The 26356-nt window shown below is 63.3% G+C and carries 27 protein-coding genes; 17 read left to right on the top strand and 10 right to left on the bottom strand.

Annotated elements, in window-relative coordinates:
• Positions 1–97: 97 nt before the first annotated feature.
• Positions 98–589 (top strand): hypothetical protein, encoded by a 492-nt coding sequence (locus NFL01S_RS23975; RefSeq protein WP_157116876.1) that lies wholly within the window; start codon positions 98–100, stop codon positions 587–589.
• 9 nt (positions 590–598) lie between these two features.
• Here the strand turns inward: NFL01S_RS23975 and NFL01S_RS23970 are convergent, their stop codons facing one another.
• The 4 genes from NFL01S_RS23970 to NFL01S_RS23955 form a co-directional block, all read right to left on the bottom strand.
• Positions 599–994 (bottom strand): hypothetical protein, encoded by a 396-nt coding sequence (locus NFL01S_RS23970; protein WP_210745259.1) that lies wholly within the window; start codon positions 992–994, stop codon positions 599–601.
• A gap of 160 nt (positions 995–1154) precedes the next feature.
• Complete coding sequence (locus NFL01S_RS23965) at positions 1155–2576, bottom strand: serine/threonine-protein kinase (protein ID WP_157116874.1); 1422 nt, start codon at positions 2574–2576, stop codon at positions 1155–1157.
• A 25-nt stretch (positions 2577–2601) separates the two neighbouring features.
• Complete coding sequence (locus NFL01S_RS23960) at positions 2602–3702, bottom strand: hypothetical protein (protein WP_062978575.1); 1101 nt, start codon at positions 3700–3702, stop codon at positions 2602–2604.
• 60 nt (positions 3703–3762) lie between these two features.
• Positions 3763–5727 (bottom strand): N-6 DNA methylase, encoded by a 1965-nt coding sequence (locus tag NFL01S_RS23955; RefSeq protein ID WP_062978574.1) that lies wholly within the window; start codon positions 5725–5727, stop codon positions 3763–3765.
• Between the two features lie 159 nt (positions 5728–5886).
• Here NFL01S_RS23955 and NFL01S_RS23950 point away from each other — a divergent pair, with 159 nt between their 5' ends.
• The 5 genes from NFL01S_RS23950 to NFL01S_RS23930 all read left to right on the top strand — a co-directional run bounded on the left by NFL01S_RS23950 (position 5887) and on the right by NFL01S_RS23930 (position 15041).
• The gene (locus NFL01S_RS23950; RefSeq protein ID WP_062978573.1) at positions 5887–6258 is read left to right on the top strand and encodes a DUF732 domain-containing protein; all 372 of its coding nucleotides are present in this window, start codon (positions 5887–5889) and stop codon (positions 6256–6258) included.
• A 13-nt stretch (positions 6259–6271) separates the two neighbouring features.
• Positions 6272–6922, top strand: coding sequence for an NERD domain-containing protein (locus NFL01S_RS23945; RefSeq protein WP_062978572.1), 651 nt, complete (start codon positions 6272–6274; stop codon positions 6920–6922).
• A 70-nt stretch (positions 6923–6992) separates the two neighbouring features.
• Entirely contained in the window at positions 6993–9878 is a 2886-nt protein-coding gene (locus NFL01S_RS23940; protein WP_062978571.1) for a helicase-related protein, read from the top strand.
• 2 nt (positions 9879–9880) lie between these two features.
• A complete protein-coding gene (locus NFL01S_RS23935) occupies positions 9881–14494 on the top strand; it encodes an Eco57I restriction-modification methylase domain-containing protein (RefSeq protein ID WP_062978570.1) in 4614 nt (1537 codons plus the stop codon).
• Between the two features lie 31 nt (positions 14495–14525).
• The gene (locus tag NFL01S_RS23930) at positions 14526–15041 is read left to right on the top strand and encodes a TIR domain-containing protein (protein WP_062978569.1); all 516 of its coding nucleotides are present in this window, start codon (positions 14526–14528) and stop codon (positions 15039–15041) included.
• On the opposite strand, the gene NFL01S_RS34725 is transcribed toward NFL01S_RS23930, so the two are convergent.
• The 4 genes from NFL01S_RS34725 to NFL01S_RS23920 form a co-directional block, all read right to left on the bottom strand.
• Positions 15027–15506, bottom strand: a complete 480-nt coding sequence (locus NFL01S_RS34725; protein ID WP_084493200.1) for an HIT family protein — start codon at positions 15504–15506, stop codon at positions 15027–15029. The two genes, NFL01S_RS23930 and NFL01S_RS34725, sit on opposite strands and share 15 nt — an antisense overlap.
• A complete protein-coding gene (locus NFL01S_RS34720; RefSeq protein WP_157116910.1) occupies positions 15506–16282 on the bottom strand; it encodes a macro domain-containing protein in 777 nt (258 codons plus the stop codon). Before NFL01S_RS34720 ends, NFL01S_RS34725 begins: the two co-directional genes overlap by 1 nt.
• 256 nt (positions 16283–16538) lie before the next feature.
• Positions 16539–16865: a 4a-hydroxytetrahydrobiopterin dehydratase gene (locus NFL01S_RS23925; RefSeq protein ID WP_062978568.1), complete on the bottom strand. Its 327-nt coding sequence runs from the start codon at positions 16863–16865 to the stop codon at positions 16539–16541.
• Positions 16862–18193, bottom strand: a complete 1332-nt coding sequence (locus NFL01S_RS23920; protein WP_062978567.1) for a helix-turn-helix domain-containing protein — start codon at positions 18191–18193, stop codon at positions 16862–16864. The genes NFL01S_RS23925 and NFL01S_RS23920 overlap by 4 nt, the downstream gene beginning before the upstream one ends.
• A 148-nt stretch (positions 18194–18341) precedes the next feature.
• On the opposite strand from NFL01S_RS23920, the gene NFL01S_RS23915 reads away from it, so the two are divergent.
• The 7 genes from NFL01S_RS23915 to NFL01S_RS23890 all read left to right on the top strand — a co-directional run bounded on the left by NFL01S_RS23915 (position 18342) and on the right by NFL01S_RS23890 (position 22354).
• On the top strand, positions 18342–18575 hold the full coding sequence (locus NFL01S_RS23915) for a helix-turn-helix domain-containing protein (protein ID WP_062978566.1): 234 nt from the start codon (positions 18342–18344) through the stop codon (positions 18573–18575).
• Complete coding sequence (locus NFL01S_RS23910; protein WP_062978565.1) at positions 18572–19123, top strand: DUF3558 domain-containing protein; 552 nt, start codon at positions 18572–18574, stop codon at positions 19121–19123. Before NFL01S_RS23915 ends, NFL01S_RS23910 begins: the two co-directional genes overlap by 4 nt.
• Before the next feature lie 9 nt (positions 19124–19132).
• Positions 19133–19513 (top strand): hypothetical protein, encoded by a 381-nt coding sequence (locus NFL01S_RS23905; protein ID WP_062978564.1) that lies wholly within the window; start codon positions 19133–19135, stop codon positions 19511–19513.
• Positions 19514–19567: 54 nt separating this feature from the next.
• The gene (locus tag NFL01S_RS34715; RefSeq protein WP_084493197.1) at positions 19568–19882 is read left to right on the top strand and encodes a type VII secretion target; all 315 of its coding nucleotides are present in this window, start codon (positions 19568–19570) and stop codon (positions 19880–19882) included.
• Between the two features lie 185 nt (positions 19883–20067).
• On the top strand, positions 20068–21276 hold the full coding sequence (locus tag NFL01S_RS23900; RefSeq protein ID WP_157116870.1) for a hypothetical protein: 1209 nt from the start codon (positions 20068–20070) through the stop codon (positions 21274–21276).
• A 59-nt stretch (positions 21277–21335) separates the two neighbouring features.
• The gene (locus NFL01S_RS23895; protein ID WP_062978562.1) at positions 21336–22094 is read left to right on the top strand and encodes a hypothetical protein; all 759 of its coding nucleotides are present in this window, start codon (positions 21336–21338) and stop codon (positions 22092–22094) included.
• An 11-nt stretch (positions 22095–22105) separates the two neighbouring features.
• Entirely contained in the window at positions 22106–22354 is a 249-nt protein-coding gene (locus NFL01S_RS23890) for a hypothetical protein (protein ID WP_062978561.1), read from the top strand.
• 75 nt (positions 22355–22429) lie between these two features.
• On the opposite strand, the gene NFL01S_RS23885 is transcribed toward NFL01S_RS23890, so the two are convergent.
• Together NFL01S_RS23885 and NFL01S_RS23880 are read right to left on the bottom strand one after the other, a co-directional pair.
• Positions 22430–22999, bottom strand: a complete 570-nt coding sequence (locus tag NFL01S_RS23885) for a flavin reductase family protein (RefSeq protein ID WP_062978560.1) — start codon at positions 22997–22999, stop codon at positions 22430–22432.
• On the bottom strand, positions 22983–24401 hold the full coding sequence (locus tag NFL01S_RS23880) for a helix-turn-helix domain-containing protein (protein ID WP_062978559.1): 1419 nt from the start codon (positions 24399–24401) through the stop codon (positions 22983–22985). Before NFL01S_RS23880 ends, NFL01S_RS23885 begins: the two co-directional genes overlap by 17 nt.
• Before the next feature lie 168 nt (positions 24402–24569).
• Here NFL01S_RS23880 and NFL01S_RS23875 point away from each other — a divergent pair, with 168 nt between their 5' ends.
• The 4 genes from NFL01S_RS23875 (at position 24570) to NFL01S_RS23855 (ending at position 26299) form a co-directional block, all read left to right on the top strand.
• Positions 24570–24917: a hypothetical protein gene (locus NFL01S_RS23875; RefSeq protein WP_062978558.1), complete on the top strand. Its 348-nt coding sequence runs from the start codon at positions 24570–24572 to the stop codon at positions 24915–24917.
• 67 nt (positions 24918–24984) lie between these two features.
• Positions 24985–25308 (top strand): hypothetical protein, encoded by a 324-nt coding sequence (locus NFL01S_RS23870; protein WP_062978557.1) that lies wholly within the window; start codon positions 24985–24987, stop codon positions 25306–25308.
• A gap of 186 nt (positions 25309–25494) precedes the next feature.
• Positions 25495–25959 (top strand): hypothetical protein, encoded by a 465-nt coding sequence (locus tag NFL01S_RS35690; RefSeq protein WP_157116866.1) that lies wholly within the window; start codon positions 25495–25497, stop codon positions 25957–25959.
• Entirely contained in the window at positions 25946–26299 is a 354-nt protein-coding gene (locus NFL01S_RS23855; RefSeq protein WP_062978554.1) for a hypothetical protein, read from the top strand. The genes NFL01S_RS35690 and NFL01S_RS23855 overlap by 14 nt, the downstream gene beginning before the upstream one ends.
• Positions 26300–26356: the final 57 nt, after the last annotated feature.

The raw sequence follows: 26356 nt of genomic DNA, 5'->3' as shown, positions 1-26356 counted from the left end.
GCCACGGGCAACGCCCTGGCGGACGCTGTCGCGGTCCGCATGCAACGCCGGCGGGCCCTCCAGCGCGGCAAACGATTCGTGAGGGATGAGGAATGCGATGGGCGTAATACGACGGAGGAAGACAGCCGGTGCCCTGGCCGTCCTGGTGACCGTGCTGGCCGGTATGACCGGATGCGGTAGCGACAGCCAGGACAGTGGCCGCCCGACCGAAGTCCACCGGCAGGCGAACACCACCGACGTAGTCAGGGAAGCTTCGGCATTCGCCGGGATCGTCATTCCGGCGAATGTCACCGTGCTGGACGCCCGGACCGAGCGCGGGATCGATACGCTGTACCAGCTGGCGGTGTCGACGGATCCGCAGGGCCTCGACGAGTTGCTGGCCGCGTCACACTTCTCCACGCCACTGACCAAGGCGTACAGCGTCCCCGAGACCACGATCGCGGGTCCACCGCTGGAAACTTCACCGGCGGTCCTGGAGGCCTCGGATACCTACCGGAACGCCGAGGGCAAGACGGTCAACCGGAGCATCATCGTGGACGAACGGGCCCCATCGATCCGCTTCGTACACCTGCAACTGTTCGATACATGATCCGCACGGTCAGTCGACGCTGCGGCCGGGCCTGGGCGGCAGTGGCGCCTCGTGCAGCCTCCGAATGGCCGCGCCCGCCGCGGCCCACGCCGCCGGAGCGGTCGACGGCTCGCCGAGGCGGCCGAGTGCCGTCCCGGGGAGTGCCGCTAGTGCGAGCACGGGCGGCTTGCGCCACAGGATCTCCGGAGTGGGGATCGGTGCCGAGGCCATCGCCTCGACTTCGGTATCGGTGGCGGCCTGATCGGCGTCGATCTTCAGGAACACATCGCCGACGCGCAGGGTCGCGCGCTCGTGATGGGAGGCGACGACCTCGACCTGTTCCACGCCGGCAATTATCGCGGGAACGACCACCGACGTCGCCCGGTTTATCGCGTGCCGAGCGTAGTCGTCCAGTCTGCCGGTCACCTCGGGTCACCCCGCGTCCAAACCTCGAGACCGCGGTGCCGCGCCGCCGCGAGTTGGCGAGGCAGTCACCGCGTCCTATCCAGGCGAGAACGTTGAATGCGCGACCCGCCCCCTTCGCGCTCGATCGACGCTCACGCCGTAATCTCCCCGAACAGATCGGTCACCGCTGGATGTCGGCTATCACCTCGGCCAGCTCGACAACCCGCCGGTCCGAGGCGCCGTGCCGTGCCTCCATCTGACCCCGTAACCGAATCAGCCGGTCCACGGCATCCGCCTTCTTACCGAGGTGCAGAATACATTCCGCGAACCGGCGCTGGCAGAACATGACCTGGTCGTCGTAGGGGCCGCGTTCGGAGGTCAGGTCGTCGATGAGGACGCGATACAGATCGGCGGCTTCGGCGTAGCTGTCGGATTCGTAGCGCAGTCCCGCCAGCGCGACGCGCGCGTCCACCACGTCGGCATCGCGTGCCCCCAGAACCGGAACCGCTGCGTCGACAACGGTTTTGAGATGCCGGATGGCGGGGTGGTAGCGGGATTCGTCGGCGAGCCGGCGGGCACGTTCGACCGCCCGATGTAGATCGCCGCGGCTCAGGTCATCGGTGGGGACCGGCGTCGGTGACGAGCTGTACGCGACCTGGACCGTTTCGACGGGCGTGCCCGCGGACACGGCGCCCGCCCCGGAAGCGGAGGCGCTCACCGCGGCGGCGTACATGCGGGCGGGACTGTCCACATCGTCGACCAGATCGCCGAGTCCGGCCGCATGGCGAATCAGTACCGAATGCACGATCTTCGCTCCGGCTGGACGGCTTTCCGGTTTCTTCTCCAGCATGCACATGATCAACCCGGCCATATCGGACGGGGTTTCGGGCCGCTCGGCCCGGATATCCGGCGCGACCGCGGACACCTGCTGCGACCACACCGTGTAGGCGTTGTCGCCCGTGAATACGCGCTCGCCGGTGAGCATTTCGTGGACGATCAACCCGAGTGCGTACAGGTCGGTTTGCGGGGTCACGTCCCGGGATTCGATCTGTTCCGGGGCCATGAACGCGGGCGTGCCGATCGTCTGCCCGGTGGTGGTGTAGCGGCTGAGCCCTGAATCGAGGGCGACGGCGAGGCCGAAGTCGAGGACTTTCACGGTCCCGTTGTCGCAGAGCATCAGGTTCGACGGTTTGAGGTCACGGTGATAGATGCGGTGCCGGTGTGTTGCCGCGAGTACCGCCGCGACCTGCGCCCCGAGCGCCGCCACGGCGCCGACGGGTAGCGGCCCGCGCCGGGCCAGCAGGTCGTCGAAGGTGACCCCGTCGACGAACTCCATGACGAGAAACGGGCGCGGTGTCGATTCCTCGGTGGTCCCGGCGTCGTAGATCGCGGGTGTCCCCGGGTGGCTCACCGTCGCCATCACTTCGGCTTCGCGCAGGAAGCGTTTGGTCCATTCCGGGTCGGTGTCGAGGTTGGCGTGCGTGACCTTCACCGCGATGCGGCGTTTGAGGTTCCGGTCGAATCCCTCGTACACCTGCCCCATTCCCCCGGCCCCGACCTGGCGGATGAGTTCGTAACGGCCCCCGACGACCTGCACGGTCACCTCCGTGAAACCTCGAATCCGATGATTATGCGCCGGCCACCGGCCGCAGACGTCCGGTCGCCAGCCCCCGGTGCCCGAGACGCACCAGTTGTTCGATCTCGGTCCGGCGGGACTGCCAGTCCGCTTCGAGCCTACGGAGCCGCGCGAACTCGGCCGCGTACCGGCGTTGCACCTCCAGGGGGAATCGTGGAATCTCCACCTTGTGGAGGTCGATATCGCCCTCGGGCATATCGTCGACCGCGGCGCGGAGAATTCCGGCGAGGAAGCCCGGGTCGAGTGTTTTCGGATCGATCCGCAGCAGGTCGAGCCCGGGGCCGAGCAGGGCACCCGGTTCCGCGCACACTCGTACTGCCCCTTCCCGCCGCGCCACCGCGATATCGCCGGCGCGTATCACCACGGCACCGGCGACACCCGCGTCACCCAGACGCGAGGGCGCCCGCCCCAGCCGGATGTCCTTTGCTGTGAGCATCGGCGTGGTCCCCTCGGCGCTGACGACCGTCGGTGGTGACCGGTGCATTTCAACAGCCCCGGCGTCGGCGAGCTCGCCCAGGGTGAGCACGCCGTGTGTGGCGGGATCCGGCTCCAGTAAGGGCGGCTCCTCCACCGGCCGCTCCAGGTAGGCAGTCCGCAACACCGGGAACCGACCGACCTCGACGGTCACCGGGCGCGCCGGAGTCAGATCGACTTGATCGTCGAGTCGATCGACGACCCGCACGGCAAACCCGGCGGCGGCAGCGTGCGCGGGATCAGCCTGGAACCCACGCCATGCGGCGGCGACCCGTGCCGGTTCTCCCGCCGCGTCGATCAACAGCACCTGCTGGGACCGTTCACTTTCCACCTCACACAGAAGCCAGAGGTCACGATCCTCCGCCAGCCCGGTGACCAGTGCGCGGAGCACGCCTGAACGCAGCAACGTCCGGCGCAAGGCGCGCGCCCGTCCGTTCGACGCCGCCGCGGCCGGCATGAGCACCGCCACCGCGCCGGACTCCGAGGCCTGCGTCAAGCATTGCCGCGCCCAGGCGTCGGCCCCTTCGGCCGACTCCCAGCGTTTGTCGCCGTCGTCGCCGAAGTATCGGGGGTCGTAGACGGTCGCATCGAAGGTCTGCGCCGCGAACTCGTGCCACACGTCGAGCCCTTCCTGCCCGTCACCACATGTCCTCGCAAATTAGCAGCCCGGTACCGGTGATCACTGTTCTTCCTGCGGTATCAGCGCACCGGTGGTGAGTCCGGTGAACACCTGGTCGGCGAGGTCGTCCGCGGCCGCGGCGGCGCGTGCGGCCGCGAGCCGGAGTTGGAAGAAACGCCGGAACAGCAGGCCGTAGTGCTGCTGTTCGACCGCGGACACCACCGGGATCCTGATCTTGCCGGGATCGAAGCGCGCGGTCGAGCCCCGGGCCGCGGAGATGCCGTCGGAACCGGTCAGGAATCCGGCGAGGAACCAGGGGTCGAGGCGTTCCCGGTCGACCCGCAGCGTATGCAGATGCGGACCCCGCACCGCCGCGGCGTCCTCCGGTCCGGCGACGCGAACGACACGGTTGTCGCCGTGATCGGCCCGGACCGCCGGAACCAGCACGTCACCCGGTTCGATACCGATCTCTTCGGCTGTCCGCGCGGAACTCGTCGTCCCCGACGGCAGCCTGCCGGTGGCGATATCGGCGGCGGTCAGCACCACCCGCCCGGAGCCGGATTGCTCGCCGGCCGGTGGCTGCGCCCGGAACCATTGCACCTGCCCGTGTTTCACCAGTTCCGCGATGGTGACCCGGCGCCACGACCGTCCCCGCGATTCGGTCCAGCCCGCCAGCGCGGCGCGCGCCGCGGCGAATTCCGCACCGGCCTCGCCGAGCCGGTGCACCGCGGCGTCGATCCGGTCCGACACTCCTTCGGAGTCCACGGTTTCGTGCACATACAGCGAAGGCGCCAGGTCGACCGTGTCGTCGAGGATATCGATCGAGCTGACCGCCGCGGCGACCTTTGTCGCAGGATCCTTCCCGCTCCCGAACGCTTCCCAGGCACTGACTACGCTCTCTGTCACGACATCCCAGGCGATTCGGTCTTCTCCGCTTCCGGGCGGTATCCGGTTCGTATCGACGAACAGCACGGTGTCGGATGCGGGGCTATCCGGTGCGGGCTTGCGCAGCACCCAGATCTGCAACCCGACGTGCCGGGGTTGCGCGGCTCCGGGCGCCAGCCCCACCACCGCCCGGAGCACACCCGCCCGCACCAGACCGGCCCGGATCTTGCGACCCGACGGCCGCCCAGCCACCGCCGGGGGCAACAGCACGGCAGCCGTTCCCCCCGGTCGCAGATGAGCGACAGCGTGCTGTACCCAGGCCAGCTCCGATTCCAGGCGGGGCGGTAGCCCGAATTCCCAGCGGGTGTCGAACGCGAGCTCGGCCACGCCCCAATCCCGGTCGCCGTAGGGCGGATTCACGAGCACCGCGTCGACGAGCAGATCGGGGAAGGCGTCGGCCTGCAGACTGTCCCCGGCACGGATGTCGGGTTCGGTCCCGGTTTCCGCGGCTACCGTCAGGCGGGCGCGCTCCACCTGGACCGGTGCACTGTCCTGGCCGTAGAGTTCGCCGACGCCGCGCCCCGCGGCGGCTGCCAGCAATGTCCCGCTGCCGCAGGCGGGGTCCAGAACGCTGCGGAAGCTACCGGTGGGCGGACCGCAGGCCAGCCGTGCCATGAGAGCGGCCACACGGTCAGGGGTGGGGTAGACACCTGTGGTGGGCTGGTGTTCCATGGCCCGTTCGGCGAGAGCGTCGACCGCCGAACGCGCGCCTTCGGTGTCCTGCACTTTCGTGAGAAGGGGCAGCACCCCGCGTGCGAGTTCGGCGGGTGCCGATTCGTCGGCGACCCACTCTGCTGCGCCGTGACGCAGACCGCGCATCAGCCGCGTGACGTCTTCCGGTGTCGCCTCGGCCCGGATCAGTGTCCGCAGTTCCGCGATCGGCGATTCGGCGGGCGCGATGTCGTGATCGGACAGCCAAGCCCGCACCGCGGCGAGTTCGAACTGAGGCCGGGCCTCACTGCCGCCTACGGGTTTGGGGAAGTCGCTGTGCCGTCGCCGCCAGTTGCTGACGGTGGCGCGTGTGACCCCGGCCAACCTGGAGAGCTCTGCCGCACTGACCGTGGACCCGGACTCCGGCATACCACTCCTCTCGCTCCGTGGCGTCAACTCTGCCCACCCGGTGAGCAAAAATCAACATCCGCAAATGTGTTGACATTGCTTTCACGATATTCGTATGGTTGCTTCACTTCAAAGCCCCGCTTCGCCGGCGGCTCCCTTCACACCGTTCCGGGGGAACACATGCTCAGCACCACCCGCCCCCTTACCGCCGTTCTCGCCATCGCCGCCGCGGCAACCCTGTCCGTCACCACCCCCACCGCCTCGGCCGCCCCCGCGACCGGTTCCGCCGGTGGCTCGTCCGCGCCCGGCTGCGCACCGCGCTCCGACGCCGATCACGTTTTCCTCTACGAATCCCACTTCGACGAAGAGCCCTGCGACGTCCAGGACGCCGCTATCCAGCTCGCCCGGGCCGACTGCGACTGGCTCGACGTGTACGGCGGGTCGGCGAGTAATCGGATCGCGCTGGCGGAAAGTCACGAGGACGCGGTCGATTACCCGTACATCTTCGTGCACGCGGCCATCACCGCCTACTGCCCGCACCACGAGTACTGAGCAGGTGGGAGGGATGGGAACCAAGCCCACCATGCGAACCTCGCTGTGCACACGACGGTGGACGGCCGTCAACGAATCCACCTATGGGCACGAGCGCTCCGCCCTGGAACGTATCCGCGCCGCCATGCCTGATGCCGACCCGTGGCGGGCCTGGTCCAATTTCAGCTTCGCGACCGCCACGGGCCGGCTGTTCGAGGTCGACCTGCTCATCACCGCGCCGAGCGGTCTGTATCTGGTGGAGTTGAAGTCCTGGCGCGGCCGTCTCACCGCGACCGAGTCCGGCTGCTGGGTACAGACAAAAGATTCGAACCAGCAGATCACGCACGGCCGCCCGCTCCAGCTGACACTGCACAAGAGCACGGCGCTCGAGCGGCTCTTGTGCGCGGCCGGTGAATACGTCGCCGTTCGCCCGGTGCTGTGCCTGAGCAACGACCAGCTGCAAATCGAGCTCCCGGGCCGGGAGCGCCGCCACACCCTGACGGTCGATTCACTCCTGGAGCGGCTGTCCCGCCCGACGCACAACGCCTGTCACCGCATGACCCGGAGCCGGGTCGACGGTATCGAGCGAGCGCTGGCCTCCGTGGGAATCGCGCCCCCCGAGCAGTTGCTGTCGGCAGAATGGCCTGGTGGCGAACCTGCTCCCGGTTTGAGTGGAATCGCGTAGAAACAAATCAGGGCCCGCAAGCGAGACTAAGTTGATTCCTTCGGCCGTCCACAGACCAGGAGCACCATAGATGACCCTCGTGCACCCGCGTGACGCTCTCTCCGTAGCGCCCGGCTCGATCGTCGTGGTCCGTGACGAGGAATGGCTGGTGACTTCTGCCGAACAGGGGTCCGACGGCTGGTTGCTGCGGGTGCGTGGTCTGTCCGAACTGGTCGCGGACACCACCGCGATCTTCTACAACCGGCTCGACGATATCCAGGTCCTGAACCCGGCCGATGCCGAGATCGTGCCCGACGGCTCCTCCGGCTACCGCGACTCCCGCCTCTGGCTCGAAGCCCTGCTACGCAAAACCCCGTTCCCCTACGGCGACCAGACCCTCACCGTCTCCACCCGCATGCTCGCCGATTCCCTCGGCTACCAGCGCGCCGCCGTCGCCAAGGCCCTCGACCCCCGCCTCATCCGCCCCCGCATCCTCCTCGCCGACGCAGTGGGCCTGGGCAAAACCCTCGAAATCGGCATGATCCTGTCCGAACTCGTGCAACGCGGCCGCGGCGAACGCATTCTCATCGTCACGCCGCGCCACGTCCTCGAGCAGATGCAGCACGAACTGTGGTGCCGTTTCGCCCTGCCGTTCGTGCGCCTCGATTCCGCCGGCATCCAGAAGGTCCGCCAGAAACTCCCGGCCACCCGCAACCCCTTCACCTACTACAAACGCGCGATCATCTCGATCGACACCCTCAAAAGCCCCCGCTACAAAGCACATCTGGAGCGCCAGCACTGGGACGCGGTGGTAATCGACGAATCCCACAACCTCACCAACGTCGGCACCCAGAACAACGAACTCGCCCGCGTCCTCGCCCCGAACACCGAGGCCCTGATCCTCGCCTCGGCCACCCCGCACAACGGCCGCGAGGAATCCTTCGCCGAACTCCTGCGCCTGCTCGACCCCACCGCCGTCGCCGCCGACGGTTCGTTCCGCAAAGAGGACGTCTCCACCCTGCTCATCCGCCGCCACCGCCATCACGACGAGGTCGCCGCGGAGGTCGGCAGCGATTGGGCCGAACGCGCCGAACCCGTGCACAGCCTGGTTCAGCCCTCGGCCGCCGAGGACGCCGTCGCCCGGGAGCTGGCTCAGGTGTGGTTGCACCCGAGTACCGGCGCGTCCCCGTATTCCGGCGAGGCGAAATCCCTGTTCCCGTGGACCTTGGCGAAAGCCTTCCTCTCCTCCCCCGCCGCGCTCCGCGAGTCGATCAGCCAGCGCCGTAGCAAGCTACGCGAGGAGGACGGCCCGCACACCCCCGAGCAGCGCACCGAACTCACCGCCCTCGACACCCTCGCCGACCTCAACGACAAGGCATTCACCGAATCCGCGGGCAAACAGGCCGCACTGGTGCAGCGCCTGTGCGAGATCGGTGTCGGCCCGAAATCGGACCTGCGCGCCGTGGTGTTCGCCGAACGTATCGCCACCCTGAAATGGCTCACCGAATCCTTGCCCGACGCATTGGGTTTGAAGCCGGAGAACATCGCCATGCTGCACGGCGGCCTCTCCGATACCGAACAGATGAAGATCGTCGACAGCTTCAAACTCGAAACCTCCCCCCTCCGAGTCCTCGTCACCGGCGATGTCGCCTCCGAGGGCGTGAACCTGCACGCCCAGTGCCACCACCTCATCCACTACGACATCCCCTGGTCGCTGATCCGGATCGAACAGCGCAACGGCCGTATCGACCGTTACGGCCAGCGCCGCCCACCCGTCATCTCCTCCCTCGTCCTCGAACCGTCCGACGCCGAGTTCTCCGGCGACCTCCGCGTCCTGTCCCGCCTGCTGGAGAAGGAGAACCAGGCCCACTCCACACTCGGTGATGTCGCCTCACTGATGGGCAAACACAGTGTGGGCGAGGAAGAGTCCGCGATTCGCGACGTCCTGGCCCGCAAAACCACCCTCGACGATCAGGTCCGCAGTATCGACGAGGTACTCGACGGCGACGATATCGACGCCTTCTTCGCCCAGCTCGACCTCGACACCGACGAGGCACCCGACCTACCCGAACAGCCCCGCCAAAGCCTGTATCCCGACGACATCACCTTCCTCGACGAGGCCCTGCGCGCCGGTTTCAACGACGTCCCCCACGCCGACCCGACCGCCGGCGGCGTCGGCTGGACCGTCCACCGCGACCACGGCATCGCCGAACTCGTCCCCCCGAAAGATCTGCGCCAGCGCCTGATCCAGCTCCCGCAGAACTACCTCCAGCACGGCCGCGTCCTCGAACGCCTCAAACTCGCCACCTCCACCCAGGTCGGCGACGCCCAGCTCCGCGCCGCCAAGCAGGGCAAGGGCGTGAACAACACCACCTGGCCCGAAGCCCATTTCCTCGGCCCCCTGCACCCCGTTCTCGACTGGGCCAGCGACCGCGCCCTCAGCGCCCTGGGCCGCAACCAGATCTTCGCCATCCGCGGCACCCTCGACGCCCCCACCGTCCTGCTCATGGGCACCCTCATGAACCGCCGCGGCCAGCTCGTCTCCCGCGTCTTCTCCACCGTCGTCTTCCCCAACCCCGACAGCCCCACCTTCTCCCTGGTCAACACCCACGAAGACCTCGACTTCCTGCTCACCGACACCGGCCTGCGCCCCGGCACCGCCAACCCCGGCCCCCTCACCGACCTCGACCGGTTACGCGAGCTCATCCCCACCGCCGTCGACAAAGCCGGCCAATCGATGAAACTCGTCCTCGACCAGCAGGAACACACCGCCACAGAACTCCTCACCGAATGGCGCCGCCGCGCCGACCGCTGGCATTCCACCGCCGAACAACTCGACCTGTTCGGCAGCCAGAAAACCAAGGTCGACAAACTCTCCCGCCGCATCGCCGAAGAGCAGCGCCTCGCCGAATCCCTCGCCCCCACCCAGCAGCTGGTGCGCCCGCTGCTGGTGATCGTCCCCGAAAAGGATCAGTGACCATGGCTTCCTTCGATTCCATCGTCGTCGGCGAGGACTGGATCAGCGAGCACTACTTCACCACCGATTCGGTGAAGGAGTCCTTCCACGGCCGTGTCATGGACCTGCGCAAAGGCTGGGACGCCGAAGCCAAGGAAGGCCGCCCCACCGTCCGCAGCCGTTTCCTCTCCGCCGCCCGCGACCTCCAAACAGCCCTCGCCGCCCTCGCCGAATCCCCCGACGCCGCCCCCAAAGCCCACGCGCAGATCCGCGACGTCTTCGGCCACACCGGCGACCTCGCCCCCGTCACCGCCGAACGCGCCGGCTCCGACCTGCACATCCCCGAAGCCCAACTCCCCGGCACCCCCAACATCCTGTTCCTGCAAGCGCACCCGGTCGACTCCCTCGAAACCCTCCTCGACCCCGACACCGGCCGCCTGCTCACCCCCGCCACCGAAGACGGCAAACCCATCGAATCCCTGTCTAAAACCGTCTCCGCCGCCTTCCGCTCCGACACCCCACCCGCCTTCATCGTCGTCCAGGCCGGCCAATGGCATCTCCTCGCCGAAGCCGAACGCTGGGCCGAGGGCCGCTACCTCGCCGTAGACCTACTCGTCGTCGCCGAACGCAAACACGAAGCCCGCGGCGGGGAGGTCGACCGCACCGCCGCCATCTTCGGCGCCCAATCCCTCAAACCCGACGCCGACGGCAATATCTGGTGGACCGGCGTCCTCGAAGATTCCGTCAAACACACCGTCGGTGTCTCCAAGGACCTCCGCGAAGGTATCCGCCTCTCCATCGAGATCATCGCCAACGAAGTCGTCCGGCGGCGCCGCGAAAAGGGCGAGTCGATGGACGGTATCGACGCAAACGAACTCGCCAAACATTCCCTGCGGTTCCTGTACCGGATCCTGTTCCTGCTGTATGCCGAAGCATCCCCGGAAATGCAGGTACTCCCCACCGGCGCCGCCGAATACGAGGAGGGCTACGGCCTCGACCGCCTCCGCGAACTCACCCTCACCGAACTCGTCTCCCACCGCGCCCGCACCGGCACCCACCTCTACGAGTCGCTGAAGAAACTGTTCGACCTGGTCGAAGACGGCCACACCCCACACGTCCGCGAGAACATAACCGACGACCCCGCCCCCGGCCTCCAGTTCAACCCGCTGCGCGCCGACCTGTTCTCCCGCAAAGCCACCGAGCTCATCGACGAGGTGAAACTCGGCAACGAAGCCACCCAGCAGGTGCTGGCCCACCTCCTGCTCACCAAGGAATCCAAAACCCGTAAGGGGGCGGATCGGGGGTTCATCAGCTACGCCGAACTCGGTATCAACCAGCTCGGGGCTGTATACGAGGGGCTGATGTCGTACACCGGGTTCTTCGCTGAGGAAGACCTGTATGAGGTCGCCAAGGACGGCAACCCGGAAAAGGGTTCCTGGGTGGTGCCGGTGCACCGCGCCGACCATCTCTCGGAATCCGATTTCGTCCGCGGCGAGGACCCGGATACGGGCGAGCTGAAACCGGTGGTCCATCGCAAAGGCACCTTCGTCTTTCGTCTCGCCGGCCGGGAACGGCAGCAGTCGGCGTCGTACTACACGCCCGAAGTGCTCACGAAGTTCGTGGTTTCCCAGGCCCTCGAGGAACTCCTCGACCAGAACGGCACCCGGACCACGCCCGAGGAAATCCTCCAGCTCACGATCTGCGAACCCGCGCTGGGGTCGGGGGCGTTCGCCATCGAAGCGGTCCGGCAACTGGCTGCCGAATACCTGGCCCGCAAACAGCAGGACCTCGGAAAACGCATCGAACCCGACCGGTATCCGGTCGAACTGCAGAAGGTGAAAGCGCATATCGCGCTGCACCAGGTGTACGGCGTGGACTTGAACGCCACCGCCGTCGAACTCGCCGAAATCTCCCTCTGGCTCGACACCATGGTCGCCGGGTTGCAGGCGCCTTGGTTCGGGTTGCACCTGCGGCGGGGTAACTCCCTCATTGGCGCCCGCCACGCCGTCTACCAACCCGGCGATCTCGCCCGAAAAACCTGGCTCAAAACAGTCCCCAAGGATGTCCCACTGGGCGAAGAAATCGGGGCTGGCATCCACCATTTCCTCCTCCCTGCCCAGGGCTGGGGCGCTGTGGTCGACACGGCAGAGGCCAAGACCTACGCCCCCGAAAAGCGTGAAGAACTCCGCCTGTGGCGAAACGAAATCCGCAAGGCCCCCTCCAAAGAGATAGCCCGTCGTCTCGCGGGCCTGGCACAACGAGTGGAAACCCTTTGGGAATTCACCCTCCGCCGCCTCACCATCGCCGAATCTTCCATCCGCCGCGACCTCCACCTCTGGGGCACCGACCCGATCGAGCAGCAGACCCCTGCAGTAACACGCGAACAAATCGAAGAGGTCCTCTATAACGAAAACGGCGCCTACCGTCGCCTCCGACGAGCCATGGACGCCTGGTGTGCACTGTGGTCCTGGCCGGTGACCACAGATACTCCCGCACCTGTCTGGGATCAGTGGATCGGTGGGCTGGAAGCTATTCTTGGGGTTCAACCGAAGGCAGGGAAGTACGAGAAGCACGGGCAGATCAGCATCGGGGGGGACCTGAGCTGGTACGACCTAGACGTTGCCGAAGACACGGATCGTACCTTCTCCCAGGTCTTCTCGATCGAGAAGACCAAGATAGCGTTCCCCTGGCTAAGGGTCGCCGAGGACATCGCGTTCGACCAAGGCTTCCTTCACTGGGAGTTGGACTTCGGTGCGGTGTTCACAAGCGGCGGGTTCGATTTACAGGTGGGCAACCCGCCGTGGGTCCGGCCGGACTGGGACGAAGCGTCCGTACTTGCTGAATTCGATCCGTGGTGGCAATTGGCCAACAAACCAGCGGAGACGATCAGGCGGCAAAAGCTGTCGGAAGTAATCGCGGACCCACGCGTCCGAACTGATTACCTAAACGAGCGCACGAAACAAGCAGGGCAGAGCGAGAGTCTCGGCTCTGGAATCCAGCGGCCTGTACTGGCTGGACTGCAGCCGGATCTATACCGGTGCTTCATGGAACGTACCTGGCAGTCGATGCACCCCGATGGAATCGTCTCGTTAATCCATCCAGAGAGCCATTTCACCGAGCTTCGAGCCCAAAGCCTTCGACGTGCTTGCTATCGTCGCCTTCGGCGTCACTGGCAATTCAGAAATGAAGCTCGGCTATTCGAAATACACCATGCGAAGGAATACGGCATCCACGTCTACGGGGCAGACTCTGAAATTGGATTCAAGCAGGCATCTTCCCTATACCATCCGGACACGGTAGATAGGTCCCTGATTCACCGTGGCGAAGGACCGATCCCGGGCGTGAAGGACGAGGGCGGGAGTTGGGATCTACGTCCGCATGCGCAGCGCATTGTCACGGTATCCGAATCAGTCTTGGCGAGCTGGGCCGCGTTGATCGACGAACCTGGCATTCCAGCTGCAGAAGCGCGAATGCTCTACCCCGTCAATCGCGCCAGCGCAGAAGTTTTGGACAAAATTGCAGTAGCGCCGCGCCTTGCGAACGCAAGCTTCAAGTGGACGCGAGGTTGGGAAGAAGATCGAGATCGTAAACTGGGATTTTTCGAGTCTCGTTCTAGTATCCCTGAGTCTTGGAATGATGTTATTCTGCAAGGCCCACACATAACGGTAGCAAGTCCTACGTTTAAACAGCCAAACGAAACCATGAAAAACCGGCTTGATACCACACCAATTGACCTTGAGTCGATCTCCGGCGACTTCATTCCACGAACGAGTTACCAACGTGCTGTTGAGGCCAGTTCATTTCGTTCGGCGTACCCGAAGTGGGACAGTAAGCCGAGTTCTGATTTTTTTCGCATCGCATGGCGAGAAATGTGCGAGCCAGCCAATGTACGCACTCTCCACGCGACCCTGCTTCCACAAGGTCCCACGCACGTTCATGCGGTTCATAGCCTGACCCTGCAGGGTGACAACAAGGGCCTTGTGGTCCTGGCAGGCGTCAGTCATTCCATCATTGCCGATTTCATGATCAAAGTGATCGGCAATGCCCACATCAAAGCATCGACGTGGCTGCAACTCCCGCACCCGACAGGCCACACCCTCGAAGAGCACCTGATCGTCCGAACTCTGCGCCTCAACTGCCAGGTAGCCCCCTTCGCCGACCTGTGGAACGAGCTTTACAACCCATCCTGGCAACAGGATTCATGGACTCCCGGCCTCGCGCCAGCCCCCACAACCGCCCTCAACGCTGCAGGCCCGAGGTGGGACTCTCATACCCCACTCCGATCGGCATCCGACCGCCGCCAGGCGCTCATAGAAATCGACGCAATCGTCGCCGTCATGCTTGGCATCACCGCCGATGAACTCCTGACGATCTACCGAACCCAGTTCCCCGTCCTCCAGAAGTACGAACGCGAAGCCCTCTACGACGCCAACGGCCGCCAACTCCCCACCAAACTCGCCTCCGAATACCGCAAAAAGGCCGGCCTCCCCACCTCCGACCTAACCGTCGACGGCATCACCTACGAGGAACCAATCAGAGGTGTAGACCGCGAACACGACATGCAACTAGCCCACGCCCACTTCTCCGCGCTCATCGCCTCGAAGACTCTTTGCCCCCCACGAATACGCAAGAAATGATTCACAAACCTGGAAGGACAAGCGGTTACACATGAGTTACCGAAATAAGACGTACGTCGCCTTTGCCAGCGAGAACATCCACTGCTACCGCCTCATGGAGGCGTGGCGCGACAACAAGAATATCGACTTCGATTTCTTCGATGCGCACGATCTATTCATATCGAACGACTCCAGCCAGCCCGAAACAATAAAAAGAAATCTTCGACAGCGGATGAAGAATGCTAAGCAGATTGTCCTACTCGGGAGCAGTGATGCAAAGAGAAAAGGGGGCGACGGAAAATCATTCCTTGCTCACGAGGTAAAAGTGGCGATAGAGTTCAACCTACCCATAGTTGTATCCAACATAAAAGATACTACCAACCGGGCTGTCGACCGATCAATCATCCCAACACCCTTACTCGATGACAGTTACTACATGATGTGCGTGTCCTTTCAGCCCGCAATCATAAGGTATTCCCTCGATGAATACGCTCCCAATTTTGGAGCTTCAGATAAGTCCGGCCCCTACCAATACAAGTCGAGCGTATACGACTCACTCGGACTGTAGCCGATACCCACCAGCATCAATAATCTCGCGCGATGCTTTCCTGAGTCGGTCAGCGATCTTATCGGTCTCTTCGATCGACAATTCTGAGACATCACCGAAGTTGGTACCTCCCCCTGGAAGAGTTCCAGCAACGTGGAAGTGCACGTGCGGTATCGCCTGATGCGCCGGCCGTCCGTTGTTCTGCCACACTGCGATTCCAGGACGTTCATATACTTCGTCGATCGCATGCGCCACCACCGAAACGGCATCGATCAGTCGATGCCGTTCGGTTTGGTTTAGTTCCAGAAGGGTCGGAGCATGTCTCGTCGGCACGACAAGGACATGTCCGACACCACGTTGCTCCCTGGTGACAAGGACAGCTACTTGGTCGCAGCGACACAGGATGGTGAACGGCCGTGCGCCGCTGAGGTAGTCACAGAATGCACATGAATCGCTTTGCGGAACCTCTAAGCTGTATTCTGCCACTACGTCTCCAGTGAAGTTAGAAAAGCCTGAAACTCTTGCATGTCGATACGATCGGCTGCACTGGGATGCACTACGATTCGCAACTCTTCGGAAAATCTCTGACGCTTAGACCTGAGAAGGTACGAAAGCACGGTAATACGCAGTGACAACTCCGAACTCATTTCTGGGATTCTCGCCATACCTTGACCAATCAAGGGCACGCAAATAGCCCTTCCATTACCAACTCGGTCGCACTCATCCCACAGAGAATTCAGACTGTCGAGCATTCCCTGCACCGTACCATGAGCGATATTATGTACGTCTAAATCGGTATACGCGACACAGAAGTACCTTTTTCCGTCCGGCACGGATATAGTTGCCACAGTCCCGATCGGATACACATCTTGCTTGCCCGGCTTGTTAACCGTTCCTATCGAGACCGCGCCAGATGCAGCCAGAGCGCGATCAATCGCGTCATCCAGGTTGGCTATTGATCCAGCATAATTCCGCTCAAGAAACTGCCCTTGTAAGCTGTTCCGCGCGATTATTCCACTATAAACATCCGTATCGAATGTCGATGCCATCCCGATCAGAATATGCGCGTCACGCTGATCGAATATATCACCGACTACTAAACGTATGGTTGTGTTACAGCGATAATCCCGAGAAGGAGCCTGAGGGCGCCCCGCCCACAAGGACCAAATGAATGCCAGCGCACCCACAATCGCAGCTATTTGCCATTGCCCTTTAAAGAAATCGGGATACACGAGTCCCCAGAGACCTATAAGGAAGGCCATCAAACCCACGGCGGCAAAGTAGCTTCGACCGAATTCTTTCCAGAATCGCAGACGCTTCAGCTGAGATCGGTAGATTGACGTCACTTCTCAGGCTTCTCCCGCCACTATCCAGGTACTTTGGTCCAAAGTCTAACTGAAGACAGCACTTCCGTGCGCCTGTCCAGTTAACGCCTGATATTGGTGATTGCACTTGCATTTACAGCGAAGACGGCAGTCTTGTAACGGTTGCCAGGTCGCAGCTAGCTTCTCGCAGGTGTCAGGTGGTCCCGTCAACAGGAGTCGCGCCGGAGGCTTCCGAGATCCTGTCGATGTCTCGCGCAAGGTCGAAGTCCAGCTCCGTCAGCTTTCTTCCGGCATCGTGGGTCGTGATCCGAAACTCGATCCGCTGCCAAGTGATCAGCATGTCCGGATGGTGGCTCACCTCGCGGGCCTTCGCGGCGACATACATGGCCAGGTGTACGCACTCGTGGTAGGTGTGCGCGAAAGTGCGCGTGATCTCGTCGCCATCGCGCTGCCAACCGGGCAGGTTTTCGAGGCGATCGGCGATCTCACAGTCGTCGAGCGGAACGGGGAGTGCGGTCATGCGACGGACTCTACGAGGGCGCGCAACTCACGTCCCGCTGAGGTGTTTACCCACGCGCGAGCATGGGAAGCAGCCTCTTTCAGTTCGCGACAGAGTCTGGCCGACCCGGTAACCCGTACTGCTTCCACTGCCTCCGCAGCCGCCCATACGGCGCGGTCAGGATCAGGCACTCTGGAAAGCACAGCCGACTGCCGCGCCCGGAACACCGCGTTGTCGCGGCGTGCAGATTCCGGCATAGAGTCCATGATTTTGTCCCACAGCGCTGCCGCATCGGCGGCGTCCCGAGTCCTCCCAGTGCGCCCATAACAGGTTGCTCGCTGGACCTCCATATGGTGCGGGGTACGGCGGCAGGAGTTCCCCCACGGGTACACGTCGTCGATCCGGCCGATCAGAGGCACGGCTTCGTCGAGCAGCCGGTCCGCTGTGGCTCGATCGCCGAGCATGGCGTGGCCCTGCGCCTCGTGCTGCAGCGCAATCACACGAACCTTCGGGGCCAGCTCTGTCCCTGCCGCACGAGCGGCCCGCGCGTAATCGACGACAGTTCGGCCGTCGTTATGGTCCAGGGCGAGCATTGCCATGTTGGACAACGCATAGGAGATGAGCTGGGGATTGCCGGACCGGTGCGCGAAAGACAAGGTGGTGTCGCGCCACCTTGCGGACGTCGCGCGGTCACCCGCGTCCTGGTATAGCCAGCCGAGCAGAGCTGCGTACGCGGTGCCGATTTCGAGCAGCCTCCACCGCACCGGCGTGTCAGCAGTGCCGGCGAGGCGGCCGATTAGTTCTGTCTGAGCCCGCACAGTAGGGATGAGGTACAGCGGCCCAAGATACATGTCTGCGGTGTAGTGCCCCGCGAGCTGGGTGCGGAAGTAGTCCACGAGTTCGGGGGCTACACGCGCACCATTCACCAGGTCTGATATCTCGGTGGGAGTTCCCGTCATATCCGACTCAGCCGCGCCCGCAGCGAGAACAGGAATTCCGATGATGGCGGTCCCGAAATCACGTCGCCTCACGTCGTCGAGCTCCTCTGCATCGAGCACAACTGATGCAGTACCCGGTGAGGACACTTCGGCCCCGATGGTTTGACGAGCATCGCCCAAATCCCGTCGTGCGGCATCGAAGCGTGCCCGCTGCTCATCGTCGAGCCGCCGGTGGGTGGTGTCCATGCACTCGGAATACTTCGCGCTCAGAGTGATATCTGCACCTCTGCGTTCCCATTTGCCGACCGCCTCGAGCGAGCACCCGATCCGGGCGGCGAACTGAACCTGGGTATCCCGCAATGCTGTCCGCAATGCGGCAACCTCGAGCCCGGTCCACGTCACGATCGTCATATCTCGGAACCCCTCCCCTCCGCTGTAATACCGTCAGGGTACGGGTTCGGTACCCACGGCATCAATGAACACAGGTATGCATCAGATCGTGAACAGATCATCTCATGTAGTCCTCGCATCGTGGTCTGATCGCCACCGGAACACCAGCATGGACTACGTGCCAGAGGGAGACCTACAACAAGCGATCGGCGCGAACGTCGCCCGGATACGTCGCGAGCGTGGACTGAGCCAGGAACGGCTCGCCCACGAGGTCCTGGGGCTATCCCTGCGGTATGTAGCCGACATAGAAGCAGGACGCAGGAACATGACGGTCCGGGTCCTGGAGCGGCTGGCCGAATCGTTAGGGGTCGAACCACTCGAACTGCTGAAGGGGGAAGAGTGAACCGATACCTGAGCCGGTTCGGCGGTGCTCTCGCCGCCGGCCTGTTGGTTGCCGGGTGCGGAGGCGCGGCAGGGAAAGAAACTCCGGCAGACACAACGGAACAGACACCGACCACAGTCGCGTTCAATCCGTGCGATGAGCTCTCCGACGAAGCCCTCCAAGCGGCCGGTCTGGACCCGAGCACCAAACAGACTTCTGTCGACTCCCCGACTGGTGGAGTCTGGAAGATCTGTATGTGGCAGCCGGTCGACGGCACTCCGTACATAGTCAGCATCGGCACCACCACGTTCGCTCAGGAAGACCTCCCGGACAACCCGACAGTGACCGGATTCGAGGATGTGCAGATCGGCACTCGGGCCGGGAAGACCTACCACCAAGCCGATGATCCGGAACCGCTCCGATGCTACGTCTCCATACCCGCCGCGGGCGGTGGCATGCACAACGTAATCCTTGGTTGGCGCACGTCGCAGAAGGAATCCATTCCGGAATCGCCGCCATGCACGCTCGCTGTGGAACGGGCGAAGGAGCTGGAACCGCATCTACCGTAGGGGGCGGACGTGGCCGACGAACAGGAAACCCAGCTCAAGCACTGGCAGAACCTGAGAACACAAGCCGAGAACGGTGAAATCGTCATGGAGGCGGATATAGCTGCAAAGCTCGCGGCCCGCTGCGACACCTTCATGAAACAGTTGGATATTGCGGTTGAGCAAGCCAGCAACCTGCAGTACATCTCAGGCTTCGGGGGTTTGAGGTCAGCGCAAGCGCTCGCCGCGAAGTTCTCCAAGAAGGCGGTCGGCGACGAAGATTCAGCGGTGAACCGGCTGAACCAGTCGATTGAGATCGTGAAACTCATGAAGCAAACGTTCGAACTGGCCCGCAAGCAGATTTCCGAGACCGACCAGCAGACTTCACAGACTCTCGGTAACGCCGGGCCATAGACCGAACCGGTCGCCTATCAGTACAGCAACCCCATCGACCGACATAGGAATGAAATGGAAGTAGATCCGGAAATATTACGAGTTTTCGCGACCGAAGTAGACGAAGCGTCCCGCACAGTGCGCGAAGCAAATCTTGCGGGAGCCTTCTCGACAGCCTTCGACGGCACTTCAGGGTCCGCTGCACAATGGATGGCTCAACGCGTCGGAGAAGTAATGAAGACACCGCTGACCAACTTTTCCGACGATATCGACGATATGGCTACAGCAGTCCGGGGAACCGCTCAGGACTTCCAGGTCGAAGACGAGACCCTGGCAGGAAGGTTCACGGGCATTCACGCCACGCACCCCGGCACGAACGGATTGAACTGACAGCCATGATACCCACCCGAACTCGATTGAACTCCTGGAATCTCGGCAGTCTCCTCGATACAAAGAAGTCGGTATGGCAGGCCGGGCAGAACGTGGAGATGGCCGTGCACTCGCTACGCGCGGACTGCGCGGACCTCCCGCAAATGAGGGCCTGGTCCGGACAGTCCCACGATGCGGCACTCACCATGTTCACGCGTACCGCACAGCACTCCGCATTCTTCGGCGACATCGCCGACGACACCACGGGAATACTGGATGCCTACTATCATGCATTGACCTCCGTCAAGGGCAGAATCGACACGATGGTGGCGAAGATCGAGGCGGGCCCGCTATTCGTCGATGATAAGTGGGTTGTACTCATCAAGCCGGAGCAGACCAATGCGGAACGTATCAAAGTGCTACGCACTGCGCAGACGGCATTCCAGGAGCAACTCAACCCGTTGATCACCGAACTCGGCAAAGCCGACAGCGACGCCGTCGGCAAACTACAGCTGATCAACTACCGATATTCCGACGTCCGATTCGATCCGACCGATCCGAATCTCCATCCCCGGCCCGACGACGGAGTGCCGGATCCGCAATACGAAGGCGGCAGACAGGCGCAGGAGATGATTCAGCAACAGGATGCCGCGCTGACCGTTGCCTACGTCACGGAGGAGGACAAGGACGGCAGCCACGTCAAGACCATCACCATGCAGGACGGCAGTAAGCAAGTGGCCACGACGACCGCCAGCTACCAACCGCCACCCGGAACCGACCCGCGCAAGTTCGAAATTCAATCGCTGCATCCTCGCCCAGGTGACTCGGTACAAACTGTCGACACCTACGACGCTGCGGGAAACAGAACATCTACGGTACGCACGATCAAGAACAGTCGAGACGAGGTCGTGCAAACCGATTTTTCGGCGCCCGGTCAGATGTATCTTCAGCTGAAGCCCGATGGCACAGGTGGTGCCATGGCCTTGATGGCCGGCCCGGATGGACAGTTCATCGATGTTCCGAAGGACAGTCCGTTCTTCACTCACCCATCAATAACCACGGTGGGAGGTGCGATCACCGGGCTGGAAACGGCCACCGGAGGTAAAGGGCTCGACGGTATGCGAATGGTCCTGGACGAAGACCAGCTCGCGAAGGTCAGCGCTGGAGCGAAATACGCCGGGCCCGGACTCGGAATCGCCACCACCCTCTGGGATATGGCCGCCGCTGAGACCGCACGTGATGCCTGTGTCGCCGGGGTGTCGGGGACAGTGGGAACCGTCGGAAGCGTTGCGGTAGGTACCGCTTTCGGAATGGGCGGAGGCCCGGTCGGGACTGTGTCGTCCGTTGTGGGGTCGATGGCCGGGGCCTGGGTATTCGGCAGTCTCGGTTCCCGGCTTGGCGAGGCTGTCTGTTGACGGCCGGCGTACCTACGTACTTTCCCTTGCCGGAAGAGTTCCGTAGCGGATTGACCTGGATGGAACGTATATCGTTCCTTCTCGTCGGCGCAGCCTCGGTTTATCTGATTTTTCTCGCTGTGCAGGAGACAGGTTCGGCGCGAACAGGCGACATTCTGTTGTATCTCTGTGTGGCCGTATTTTTCGCCTGCGGTATCGCCCTACTAGTTGCTGGCAAGAGTGGCCGTGACCGCGTGACGATCGACAGTGCCCGCCTGCACTGCCGAGACGGCGAACTGATCGCGGAGCATTCGCTCGCCCACCGAGCGACACTGGTATTCCTGATGCTGTCCGGGGCAGCGACCGGCGCATTGATATTTGTCGGCTACCCGTCCGAAGACTCAGTGCTGCCGATGGACGACGGCCAGCGACTGTTTTTCGCTCCCGTCGCTGGTATCTGCTGTCTCTTCATGGTCGCGTATTCGGTGCTCTACCTCGCACGGCGCGGCTCACGCCGGCTCGTGCTGTCACCCGCCGGAATCAAAGTCCCGAAAGTCATTTCCTTCGAATCTGAACTCAAATGGTCGGACCTGAAGAATGTGGAGGCCGAGCATCGGACGAACGCCACCGGTGTAGTTCGCCTGCAGTCCAGAGGCCGGCAACCAGCCGAAGTCGTCACGAACAGGGTCTACGCCGAACGACTGTCGGTCGGAGCGGCAGCGACATACTGGACCATCCGCTTCTACCACGACCATCCAGAACTCCGTGACGAACTATCCGATGAACGAGCCGTCGCACGTCTCCGTTCATACGGGGTCGTCGACCAGGAACAGCGGTGAGGAAGTTGACAATGGCCGACGATCCATACGCTGATCTACCACCTGAATACCTGCAGATACTGCGTGAGAAGGAGGCGGAGCAAAGTACAGAACCCACCGAAAGCGTGATTCGATCCGACCCACGCGGGCCCACTCAGGAAGAAGAGGAAGAAATGGACCGCTACTACGGTCGAGCAAGTTGGCTCGAAACCGACCGCCCGCGCTCGACTGTAGAACCCCGCGAAGAGTGGTATCCACCGGCGATCGGGGACGGAATCTAAGCGACTACGCACATCGGACCCGCCGTTGGCGACCAAGTGTTCATAGATTTCGATCACCGCCGACGACAATCTCCGTCAGTAGTACTCGACCGCCACCCTCGCATCCGCCGAGGTCGTGAACAGATTCCCCGTCTGCTGCATCAATGGATGCACCGAGTCCTTCGGTTTGCCCTCCGCGGTGAGATATTCCGGATTGAACCACACCTGCTCCACCTCCCCTACCGTGATGCCGTGGTCACCGTTCAGGTCGATCCGAGCTACCACACGACAACTCAGCCAACCGATCCCGGAGGGCACAACCGGTCCGAAAGGCGAGGCACCTCGGTCCAACTCGAGTCCACAGGACGCCAGCTTCTCGACCGGATCAACCACCCGCGACTTCGAATAGCGCGCCCCCAGCTTCCACACCGAGTCCAACTGATCGATCGTCGGCACTGTCACCGTGAACCCCTCGGCCGCCAGCAGATTCTTGTACGTCCGCCACTGTTTGAGCACCGCTATCGCCACTTGCTGTGGCTTCGTGGACACCGATGTCAGGTTGGATACGGGGATCAGGTTGGCAGTGCCGTTCTCGTCCTTCGTGCCGATCAGGTAGGCGATGCGCGGCGCGAGGAGCCGGTGTGCCAGATCAAGCGAGTCTGCCATCCTCCACCTTCGTTGTTGTCGTATCCATCGCAAACGTTCGGATGGCGTCCAGCATCATTCGTCCGTCGGGATCAGCTGCGGCTGGGTGAGACAGGAGATCCTTGTGTATCGCTCGTAGAGCGACGTGAAATTGTGGCAGTCTCTGAACCGCACTGACTTCCAACGCGGGCAGCAAGGTGTCGAGAGCTACACGTGGGCCTTCGATGTGGAGCCGTGCCCTCGCCAGATCTGCCTGGGCCAACGTCAGGGTGACCGGCCAGGACGAAGCCGGGTTCGGCCGATAGCAGCCGACCACAGCCTCCGCTTCTCGCTCGGCTTTCTTCCAGTCGCCCAGCCTGGCGAATGTCGTCGCGTCATAGTAGTGCTGGCGCGCCGAGGAGAAGGTAAAGATCGGACCGAGATCGGCCAACTCATCTTGGCCTGGCCAGCGTTCCCTGTGACTCCGAGCAGCATGCAACGCGGCCAACGCCGATTCACGGTTGCCGCACTGCGCATGGGCGCGTGCTTCGAGGCCGCGCAGGCGAAGACCGGCGACACCGTACTTGGCGCCGGCTCGGTCGACCTCCCGCAACACCTGCCCAGGCCGACCCCACCAGGATGCAATCATCGCCCGAGTACAGAACACCCACGACAGCAGTGCGCGGTGACCGGCGAGTTCGGCGAACCGGCTTGCGGCCCTGGCCTGAGCCATCGCGGCCTGCGGCTCGGCGAGATCGTGGGATACCGAGGCCAGCAATACGCAGGTGGCGGAAAACAGAACATACAGATCACGAAGGTCGGCGACCCGACCAATTCGTTGGATCGCCGCTGCGATCTGATCACGCAGAGCGGTGAGGCGAACGAAGATCCGAGCAACATCCGGATCGGTGGCATAGTCCGATGCCAGTCGATACAGGTCTTCGGCCGCATCGTGCAGCGAATCCGGGTCGGCCGGCGACCGCTCGACAGCGTTCATCAACACTGTGGACTCCCGCGCCGCATCGTTCACAAGACCGGCGATGCTTACACCGCCACTCAACGCGGATATGCCCAATACCTGCAGTGCTTCTCGGCGGTTCGTGGGATCACCTCCATCATGCGCAGGAACTTCCGACCCTGTACCAGCGTGGCTGCCTGGAACGACGTCGGCAAGGTCAAGCCCCTCGCTTTTCTGGGAGGGGAGCTCTGACGTGCATGCCGTCAACTGCGCGAAACGCGCCTTCTGCTCGTCGTCGAGCCTCCGGCAGGCGGTGTCCATGCACTCGGAATACTTTGCGCCCAGGACGATGCCTGCACCTCTGCGTTCCCATTTGCCGACCGCCTCGACCGAACACCCGATCCGGTCGGCGAACTGCTCCTGAGTATCCCGCAACGCCATACGCAACGCGGCCACCTCGAGCCCGGTCCACTTGATAATCGCCATGTCTCGATGCCCTCCCCTCCGCTGTGATACCGCCAGCGTACGGGCTCGGTACGGGTTCGGTGAGTCCTTCCGGCGCAACAACACAGCAATGCTGGAAGTGATCATTTACCGCCATCCGAACAGGCGCACGCTCGACTTTCCCCCCGACAGAACCCGGAGCCGACCGTTATGCCCGTACCCCCAACCCGAACCAGCATCCACCAGCCGGCCGGGATAGATCCGACCCCGGCCGGTATCGCCCCGACCGACGACCACCTGCGCCAGGAACGACCGAAACTCCCCACCAGACGCACGCACAACCAGTCGATGGCGGCCACCATACGCCTCTGGCACACCCGCAATCTCGACCTCCTCGAACGCGTCGCCGCCGGCCTCCGCCACCTCGACAACGCCGCCTGCAACAGCACCGATCCCATCCGCGGCAGAGCGCACGCCATCCATCTCATGGCCGACCACACCAAACACGACTGCGCCCGGTTCCGGCTCGCAGCACAGTACATCGAGGCCCAACAGTGACCGCCGGCCTGAGCGCATGCGACTCGGTCGCGGTACATCCAGATCGAATCGTGGAGGGGCTGCCGCTGTGACCGAATCCGACGCACCGACACGGGCGGTTGCCCTGCTGCACAGCACCCACGACCCGGCCACATACGAAGCCTTGACACGAAAACACCGGCTGAAGGTCGTCTACACCGTCCACACCGATGCCACCGCCGTCCTGGCCGCACTGATCGCCGTCCAGTACTCATTGGAGCACGCCGTGGACGCAGTCGTGATCCCCCACCTCGGCCCCCTCGAGCCCCGCACCCCGTGGTGGGTGGTCACCCAAGCCGCTGACCTGATCACCGCAACACGGCACTATCCCCTGGGCTCGGCAGTCACCACCCAGACGAGGCCCGAACAGTGATCACGCTCGGATTCGCCATCGCAATCGGACTACCGCTCGCCGTGCTGATCCTGTCGGTGACGCTGCCCGAACGCCGGGACAAGTAAGGCCCCTCCGCGTTCCGAGTAGGCAGGTCACCAGTCCTCCTCGGAAAACGCAACAAACCCACAGCTGAACGCACCCACAGGTGCGCGAACGGGAGTCGAGATGAGAATACGTACGATGCTGACGACAGCGGCGGCAGCGATATCACTCGCAGGGCTCACGCCCGGCACCACTGCCCATGCCACGTTCCCCTGGGGAGCCTGTGGCGTGCACTCATCCGAGGACAAAGTGGTCGCGACGTTCGGAAGCTGGAAGCTGCTGTGCGGGAACAACGACTGGGGGTACCGCCACATCCAGGCCCGCCACATGAGCGAATGGGAAGGACTCGCGGCCATCGAAGGCCGCAACTGGCGCGATATCGCCGATACGGCGCTGGCCAAAGCGCACGACGCACCCGACTGGCACGGCCCGCAAGGCAGCGGCGCGTATTGTCATTCGGGGCAGATCTACCTGGTCAACCGGGCCACCGGCGCAATCGCGAAGACCGTCCAGCCCACCGTGATCGTGACAGACGACGGAATCGTAATCACCGCCTGCCCGGGAGGAGGATGCCGTGGAAACGCCTGAACCCAGCGCCGCCGAACTGGTCGAATCGGTGGTCCGCGCCGGGGCCGACGCCGGCTACCGGATCGACCGAGACACCGAGGGCCGGCTGCAGATCACGGCAATCAACAACGAACCGGTGAAACACTCACTGACGTTCGCCGTCACCGACCAGGAACTCCGCGCCTACTATCTACGCCTTGCGGCAAACACCGGAAAACCCGTGGCCGCAAGCACACCATGGCAGACCTGGACACTTCTGATGTCGGCACATCTCGACGAAGCCGTATACGAGGCCGAAGTCTTGGACCGGGCGTGCATGATCACCGTCGGCGAAACGGGCTTCCAACCGATGCCCACGTAGGCATCGACGGCTCACCTCGTAGGACTCGCCCACGACGACGAACGTAGAATCGCAACT

The organism is Nocardia flavorosea NBRC 108225 (assembly GCF_001613385.1).
Classification (GTDB): Bacteria; Actinomycetota; Actinomycetes; order Mycobacteriales; family Mycobacteriaceae; genus Nocardia; species Nocardia flavorosea.
Note: the sequence above shows the minus strand (reverse complement) of the source record. Positions and strands in the feature narration are given on the sequence as shown.

What these genes read in the sequence shown, in the direction of transcription:
- NFL01S_RS23975 (WP_157116876.1), top strand. Translation starts at nt 98, where the DNA reads ATGGGCGTAATACGACGGAGGAAGACAGCCGGTGCCCTGGCCGTCCTG.
- NFL01S_RS23955 (WP_062978574.1), bottom strand. Translation starts at nt 5,727, where the DNA reads ATGCCGGAGTCCGGGTCCACGGTCAGTGCGGCAGAGCTCTCCAGGTTG.
- NFL01S_RS23950 (WP_062978573.1), top strand. Translation starts at nt 5,887, where the DNA reads ATGCTCAGCACCACCCGCCCCCTTACCGCCGTTCTCGCCATCGCCGCC.
- NFL01S_RS23945 (WP_062978572.1), top strand. Translation starts at nt 6,272, where the DNA reads ATGGGAACCAAGCCCACCATGCGAACCTCGCTGTGCACACGACGGTGG.
- NFL01S_RS23940 (WP_062978571.1), top strand. Translation starts at nt 6,993, where the DNA reads ATGACCCTCGTGCACCCGCGTGACGCTCTCTCCGTAGCGCCCGGCTCG.
- NFL01S_RS23935 (WP_062978570.1), top strand. Translation starts at nt 9,881, where the DNA reads ATGGCTTCCTTCGATTCCATCGTCGTCGGCGAGGACTGGATCAGCGAG.
- NFL01S_RS23930 (WP_062978569.1), top strand. Translation starts at nt 14,526, where the DNA reads ATGAGTTACCGAAATAAGACGTACGTCGCCTTTGCCAGCGAGAACATC.
- NFL01S_RS34720 (WP_157116910.1), bottom strand. Translation starts at nt 16,282, where the DNA reads ATGGCCTTCCTTATAGGTCTCTGGGGACTCGTGTATCCCGATTTCTTT.
- NFL01S_RS23925 (WP_062978568.1), bottom strand. Translation starts at nt 16,865, where the DNA reads ATGACCGCACTCCCCGTTCCGCTCGACGACTGTGAGATCGCCGATCGC.
- NFL01S_RS23920 (WP_062978567.1), bottom strand. Translation starts at nt 18,193, where the DNA reads ATGACGATCGTGACGTGGACCGGGCTCGAGGTTGCCGCATTGCGGACA.
- NFL01S_RS23915 (WP_062978566.1), top strand. Translation starts at nt 18,342, where the DNA reads ATGGACTACGTGCCAGAGGGAGACCTACAACAAGCGATCGGCGCGAAC.
- NFL01S_RS34715 (WP_084493197.1), top strand. Translation starts at nt 19,568, where the DNA reads ATGGAAGTAGATCCGGAAATATTACGAGTTTTCGCGACCGAAGTAGAC.
- NFL01S_RS23900 (WP_157116870.1), top strand. Translation starts at nt 20,068, where the DNA reads ATGTTCACGCGTACCGCACAGCACTCCGCATTCTTCGGCGACATCGCC.
- NFL01S_RS23895 (WP_062978562.1), top strand. Translation starts at nt 21,336, where the DNA reads ATGGAACGTATATCGTTCCTTCTCGTCGGCGCAGCCTCGGTTTATCTG.
- NFL01S_RS23890 (WP_062978561.1), top strand. Translation starts at nt 22,106, where the DNA reads ATGGCCGACGATCCATACGCTGATCTACCACCTGAATACCTGCAGATA.
- NFL01S_RS23885 (WP_062978560.1), bottom strand. Translation starts at nt 22,999, where the DNA reads ATGGCAGACTCGCTTGATCTGGCACACCGGCTCCTCGCGCCGCGCATC.
- NFL01S_RS23880 (WP_062978559.1), bottom strand. Translation starts at nt 24,401, where the DNA reads ATGGCGATTATCAAGTGGACCGGGCTCGAGGTGGCCGCGTTGCGTATG.
- NFL01S_RS23875 (WP_062978558.1), top strand. Translation starts at nt 24,570, where the DNA reads ATGCCCGTACCCCCAACCCGAACCAGCATCCACCAGCCGGCCGGGATA.
- NFL01S_RS35690 (WP_157116866.1), top strand. Translation starts at nt 25,495, where the DNA reads ATGAGAATACGTACGATGCTGACGACAGCGGCGGCAGCGATATCACTC.